3 protein-coding genes are annotated in these 3,965 nt (G+C 42.1%); all 3 read left to right on the forward strand.

What is annotated here, in order from left to right; all coding sequences use genetic code 11:
* Positions 1–2,260 precede the first annotated feature (2,260 nt).
* From ACK5JN_RS19235 to ACK5JN_RS19245, 3 genes are read left to right on the forward strand one after another with little or no spacing between them, the layout of a single operon-like run.
* On the forward strand, positions 2,261–2,644 hold the full coding sequence (locus ACK5JN_RS19235; protein WP_416871613.1) for a hypothetical protein: 384 nt from the start codon (positions 2,261–2,263) through the stop codon (positions 2,642–2,644).
* Positions 2,645–2,656: 12 nt separating this feature from the next.
* Positions 2,657–3,058: a transposase family protein gene (locus ACK5JN_RS19240; protein WP_416871615.1), complete on the forward strand. Its 402-nt coding sequence runs from the start codon at positions 2,657–2,659 to the stop codon at positions 3,056–3,058.
* 34 nt (positions 3,059–3,092) lie between these two features.
* A complete protein-coding gene (locus ACK5JN_RS19245; RefSeq protein WP_416871614.1) occupies positions 3,093–3,527 on the forward strand; it encodes a hypothetical protein in 435 nt (144 codons plus the stop codon).
* Positions 3,528–3,965 lie beyond the last annotated feature (438 nt).

Raw genomic sequence — 3,965 nt, forward strand, 5'->3', positions numbered from 1 at the left:
CAAAAACTTATATTCCCTTTACTAACACTTATTTGTTGGAATAAATACTGTATGTTACTTATGTGGTTTTGACATAACTAAATGTGTAGCTGCGATCGTACCATTTCCATATGTCGAATAAGCCATTTTCTCAATTTTCATGCATAATAGTGAAACAGTGATGGTGACATTGGCTTTCTTGCACTAAAAACCTACATACAGAAACATGATTTATGTTTCTATCACAAGTATTTGCAAAGATACGGCAAGTATTAGATTCTCGAAATTGGCTGGGGGCCATACTGGATTTTGTCAAATTCTCAGGTTCCAGTAACTTTTTCACAAGGTTGTGCACCTGGAAGTTGATTATGGGTGTTCAGTCACTCCAATAGTGGTGCCCAACCTTGTACAGCAGGTGGGTCCACACTTAACCCCCTGGCTCCCTAGGTAAAACCCTTGCTTTAACCAACCTTTGTGAATGGTACCGACATCATATGTATATATGCACTGCTTTTTAATTATTCTCAATATATTCATTAGTTTTATTTACATTTCTGTATCTAAATTCATCCACTATCCCCAGCTGTGTGGGGGAGCAGTCCTGTGTAGTGTGTCATCAGTTATCTTAACAGATTTTGTCTTTGCACTGCTATTGCTAACTCACATATAGAAACTTATAAAGCATGAATAAGTGTATATATATATATGTTGAATTCCATTTGCTATTTGTGTATGCCTTTATCATCAACTGATTTTGGCATGACAAACCTTTCTGAAAGCTCTATGTCTAGGCTACAGCATATTGAAATTTCATTAGGTCTGTTTTTAAAGGTTTTAGAAACAAAATACTAAACCTAAGGTAAATCAATATAAAAAAGTTAGCAGTTAGCGGTTAGCATTAGCTTCCATTGATTTCCTTATGAGTTTAGCGGTGTAGTGTACGCAAAGCTAACTTTTTAGTTATTGGATTACCAGTTAGTGCAACTAACTCTTTGGTTAGTGGTATCCACCACTGCTGTTAACAGACATTAATACAGTGCCCATTAACATTAAGTATCTGTCTTTACATCAGGAGGTAACACAACCCTGCTGGCTCTCTCTTCACTCTGGCAGAACTATATGGTCTTAGATACCTAGTTCGGAGGGGGGGGGGGGATATTTAATCCTTTAATCTATATTGGTTAACGGTGGAGTCAGGTAGGTGACAGGTAGGTATTTTCTTTCTAAATTAGTTAACGCTAGGATCAGGCGAGTGGTGGATAGGTTGTGGTACATATTTTCCCTTTGATTTAGTTTATATATTGTAGTGTCAAGCAAGGGACAGATAGGTTCTGGAAAGTATGTTCCCATTAAATTAGTTCAGCTTGGGGTTAGGCTCCTGTTAGTACTTTGCTTTTGAATTAATTAAGGCTGGGGTCAGGAAAGAATGGTTAGGTACCTGTAAGTACTTTCTTTTGTAATTTGGGTCAGACAAGGGATGAACAGGCTCAAGGGTGTATTTTATTTCTAATTTAGTCAAGGCTGTGAAGACAGATAAGTTCTCGGAAGTTATTTAAGGCTAGTTTTATTGGGGGGGAGCGGTGACTACATTCTAGGTCGACCCATTTCTTTTCTCAGTTATGCTGGGACCACACATCTGCGATCCAGCCTCCGCGACTGTCTGCGATGCTTAAAATGTTTAAGTCGCCACCCAATAACCGCGATTCACAACGACTGGGCAGATATCGTGATCCATTACGACATCTGCTCGTCCTTCACTCGTTTTAGTCGGGGTTGTTTGCGATCATCGCAGACGCAGAGAGGAAAGGTCTAGGAGTGATCGTTTGCGTATCGTAGCTTACTGCACCTTTCGCAGACTTCATGTGAGGAGTCATCGTGAGGACGTCATGAGTACCTGCGACGTTTTGCGATGGCTGCTCCACTGCCGCTCGACTGCCCCTCGCTTGCAGTTCGATTTCCCAACGATGTCAAAAAATGATCGCGGTTCTGACGGCACAGCTAATATATTGAGGAGTGGGTCCACCTACCTGTACACTTCCCAATCTCCTCCTCCAGAAGCAGCAGCAGCAACACCATGAGCCGCCTTGACTACACAGACAGAGACCTCGCCTACAGGCATCCTAAACTAGCGGCTGCCATACTGGAGTTTGATGGAATTCACGTCATAACCCTCTGCTATCTTCACATGCAGATGAAAACGAAAGGAAGGAAGGCTCGAAGAACCTAGGTACGTAGATACTTGAAACGTCGAGCAACCAAAGGCCACTACGGGAACTTGCTGTTGGAGCTGGCTGCCGAGGACCCTGTGGTGTACCACAACTTCACCCTCATGAGTGAGACCATGTTCAACGAAATAGTTGATCGAGTTCGACCATACATCGAGAGGCAGACTACGTTCTGGAGGAAGCCCCTGGACCCTGCCCTACGTGTAGCCATCACCCGCCGATTCTTTGCGACGAGGAATTCCTACAAGAACCTTGGTTACACATTCCGTGTGGCACCCAACACCATCTCCCTCGATGTTCCAGAGACGTGCAGAGCCATAATTGCAGCCTTTGCAGACGAGTACTTACAGATGCCAGACTCAGTGGAGGGGTTGAAGCAAATTGCCAATGGGTTCAACGAAAGATGGAATATCCCTCACACCCTGGGGGCTATTGACTGAAAGCATATTCGCATCAAGAATCCAGCGTTTGGAGGCTCGCACTACTTCAACTACAAGAAATTCTTCTCCTTGGTCCTGTTGGCAGTTGTAGATGCGGACTACAAGGTCATCTTCGTCGACGTGGGGGCCGTAGGCTCTGAGTCTGATGGGGGCATCTTTGCACAGTCCCAACTTGCAAATATGTTGGAGAACAAACGAGCCAACCTGCCTCCCGCTGACAAACTTCCTGGGGATCCCGAAGGTCAGCCTGTGGACTACTTCTTCGTTGAGGATGACGCCTTCGCACTGAGGAGCTGGATGATGAAACCCTACCCTCGACGCAATCTGAGCAAGCCTGAGCGGATATACAACTACCGACTCTGCAGGGCACGTCGAGTTGTAGAGAATGCCTACGGGATATTGGCAGACAGGTAACCACTCACTTATTATGTACTTGTAAATATGTCAAATGACCAAACTATCTCTCAACAACACCTGTTCATTAAATCAATTTCTTAGTTACTTGTCTGTATTTGATTATTTTAATCAAGTATTCATGACATGTTTTATTATAAAATATTCTCTTCTCATCGACAGGTTCAAAGTGTTCCACTCCGCCATCAGCCTCATGCATGACCAGGTGGAGGCAGTGGTGATGGCTGCATGTGTCCTCCACAACATGCTGCGAGTCCACAATCCAGTCAGGGGTGAAGCGGATACCGAAGACCCAGTTACTCATGATGTTATTATGGGAAACTGGCGGCAGGACCCTCTACTTTCCGACATTCCCAACCTTCCAGCAGGCAACAGGGCAACAGGCAACACCAAGGTTCAACGGGATTGTCTCCGAGACTACTTCATCTCACCTCATGGCAGTGTACCTTGGCAAGGTTCTAAAATATAACCACTGAGACACATAACACACACCTGCTTGCATTACAAAACTCACATCATTTCTGTGCTATGTATGTCGAAGAACCCAAATAAAGAAATGGAACTGAAAACATAATTTTTTGGTATTATTTCTTGATTATGACTTTATTCTATGAAAAAAATACCAATATATCTCATATGAGTATATAAGTATATATAAAAATATATGTAAATGAAAATATAAAAGAAGATAGGAAATGAATGCTAATGAATAAAAAATAGGGGTGGTAATATATAAAACAAGTGAAATTATAGAAGTGGTATTAAGAAGTCTCTAATAATTCAATCCTGTAACATATATAGTTCTAAATAATATAACATTGTCACCATAAACTTATCTGCAACTATATATTTATACTGCTGATAAGTATATGCTTCCAATGTTATATTATTTAGAATTATATATTTA

Origin of the sequence: Kluyvera sp. (assembly GCF_047971185.1) — a bacterium.
GTDB lineage: Bacteria > Pseudomonadota > Gammaproteobacteria > Enterobacterales > Enterobacteriaceae > Kluyvera.

What these genes read in the sequence shown, in the direction of transcription:
- ACK5JN_RS19245 (WP_416871614.1), top strand. Translation starts at nt 3,093, where the DNA reads ATGACCAAACTATCTCTCAACAACACCTGTTCATTAAATCAATTTCTT.